This window comes from Bacteroidota bacterium, from assembly GCA_034723125.1.
Taxonomy (GTDB): domain Bacteria; phylum Bacteroidota; class Bacteroidia; order CAILMK01; family JAAYUY01; genus JAYEOP01.
Window position 1 is genome coordinate 1 of record JAYEOP010000335.1, and the last position, 2,565, is coordinate 2,565.

2 protein-coding genes are annotated in these 2,565 nt (G+C 30.8%); both read right to left on the reverse strand.

Annotation, left to right across the window (positions count from 1 at the left end; all coding sequences use genetic code 11):
- Positions 1-379, reverse strand: a 379-nt coding sequence (locus U9R42_09235) for a VanZ family protein (protein ID MEA3496203.1), incomplete at its 3' end; no start/stop codon positions are given.
- Positions 380-386: 7 nt separating this feature from the next.
- Positions 387-2,498, reverse strand: a complete 2,112-nt coding sequence (locus U9R42_09240; GenBank protein MEA3496204.1) for a S9 family peptidase — start codon at positions 2,496-2,498, stop codon at positions 387-389.
- Positions 2,499-2,565 lie beyond the last annotated feature (67 nt).

The window sequence follows — 2,565 nt, forward strand, 5'->3', positions numbered from 1 at the left end:
AAATTAAAAGCATTGCTGACAGAATTCCTGAAATGTTAAGGATTAAATCCAGAATATTAAATGTTCTATTGGGAAGAAATAAGTGTAACATTTCTGTTACTGTTGCATAAAGAATGCTCAAAAAAACAAATAGAATAATGATAGATTTCCTTTTTTTGAACTCATGAGCTTTCCATAAAAAAAAGAATGTTGTAAGCACAAAAAAGAAAATGAAATGAACCACATAGTCAAGATGAATTTTAAAACCAAATTTTTCAATATCAATTTCGGGAGCTTTAATCTTTGGAATTAAAGTAACTACAAGGATAAAAACTACCCAGAGCCAAAATAAATATTTATAAGTTGATTTTTTGTATAAAAAGTTCATCAATAAAAGCATAAAAAAGTTATTTCAAATATTTGTCAAGCCAAGCAAAAAATTCTCTTTGCCAAAGAACTGCATTTTGAGGTTGTAACACAAAATGAGATTCTTCGGGGAAAAACAATAATTTTGAAGGAACATTATTCAGTTGTGCCGAGTTAAAAGCTTCAAGGCTTTGAGTGTAAGGAATTCTTAAATCATTTCCTCCTGTAATCATCATGATAGGAGTATTCCATTTTTCAACTGCAAGATGAGGTGAAAATTCATAACTTTTTGGTTTTGGATTTTCCCAGTAAGCTCCTTCATAATCTTTATTCACGAAGAAATATTCTTCGGTAGAACCGTACATACTGATAAAATCATAAATTCCGCAATGAGAAATAAATGCACTGAATCTATTTTCATGATGTCCTGCAAGCCAGTAAACGGAATAACCTCCATAACTTGCACCTATAGCACCAAGATTTTTTTCATCAATGTAACTTTCTTTTGCCATTTCATCAATGGCACTAAGGTAATCTTTCATATTTTGCCCACCGTAATCACCACTAATTTGATTATTCCATGCCTGCCCGAATGTTGGTAATCCGCGTCTGTTAGGTGCTACAATTATATAATCGTTAGCTGCCATTATTTGAAAATTCCATCTAAAACTAAAAAATTGACTTACTGCACTTTGAGGTCCTCCCTGACAATAAAGTAATGTAGGATATTTTTTTGTAGAATCGAAATTTGGTGGATAAATTATCCATGTTAGCATATCTTTATTATCAGTAGTTTTTATCCAACGTTTTTCTACTTTACCCATTGTTATTTTTTCATAAATAAAATCATTTGTAAAGCTTAGTTGAGTTTCAGTACCTGCTTTTTTATTGATTTTAAATATTTCAGTTGGCATTGACATCGACATTTTTGAACCTATAATAAAGTCTTCTGCAACTGCATAGGATTGATAATTATGCCTGCCGTTTGTTATTTGTCTTATATCTTTTGTTTCTACATCAATATTATAAATTTGATATGTTGCTTTTGTTCCGCTAATAAAATATATTTTACTTCCGTCTTTTGACCATTTTAAATTTGATGAACTTTGATCAAAACCTATAGTGATGTCTTTATGTTCACCTGTTTCAATGTTAGCAACAATAATTCTGTCTTTGTCGGCTTCAAAACCATCTTCTGCCATGCTTTGCCATACTATTTTTTTATCATCAGGAGAAAAAACCGCTGAACGATCGTAGCCATGAAATCCTTCTTTTGTAAAGTTATCTGTTTTTTTTGTTTTAAGGTTGTAAATATATATTTCGGAGTTGGTAGATTCTGTATATTCTTTCGCTGTCATTTTTTTGCAAGTATAGGCAATTTTATCGCTGTTGTTACTCCAGCTAATTTGCTCCATTCCTCCCCATGGCTGTAATGGTGAATCATATCTTTCACTTTTCATAATATCGATATATTTACCAACATTTCCATCACTATAATTTGCAACAAAAATATGACTGTATTTGTAATCATGCCACTGATTCCAATGACAGTACATCATTTCTTCAATTATCTTTACATTCGTTTCAGGAAGGTCTTTATATTTTTCTGTCGGTAAAATATCAAGTTTTACATCTTTTGTAAAAAGTATATGATGCATATCGGGCGAATATTTAAATCCATTTATTCCACCTTCAATATTTGAAACTTTCTTACAGTTCCTTCCATCAGCATTCATTTCCCAAATTTGAGCATTACTATCTTTTGCAGAAATAAAAGCTATTTTTTTACCATCAGGTCTCCAAATAGCATTCCATTCATTGCCTTCAAAATCTGTTATTTGTGTTACTTCTCCTCCATTCACACTCATTGTATAGAGGTTGCGGTTTCCTTTGTTTGCGTGCAAACAATATTTGCTTACACCAAAAAGAATAGTTTTGTTATCGGGTGAAAGCTGAACTCCACTAACACGACCAAATTTCCAAAGTATTTCAGGAGTAAGCACCCCATTTGCATTTACAAAATCAATAGAATCTTTTTTTGCTTTATCAAATTTTTCAACTTTTTCTGTTTTTTCTTCAGTGTCTTTAAGTTTAAGCGTACAAGAAAACATTACAAAACCACTTATTGCCAATAATAAGAATATTTTTTTCATAATTCAAAATTTTTATTTTTGGCAAAATTAAAGGTAATTTTAGGAATTGAAGAAAGGAATGGGTGAT

Excerpts from the sequence above, each read along its gene's own strand:
- U9R42_09240 (MEA3496204.1), bottom strand. The coding sequence starts at position 2,498 with ATGAAAAAAATATTCTTATTATTGGCAATAAGTGGTTTTGTAATGTTT.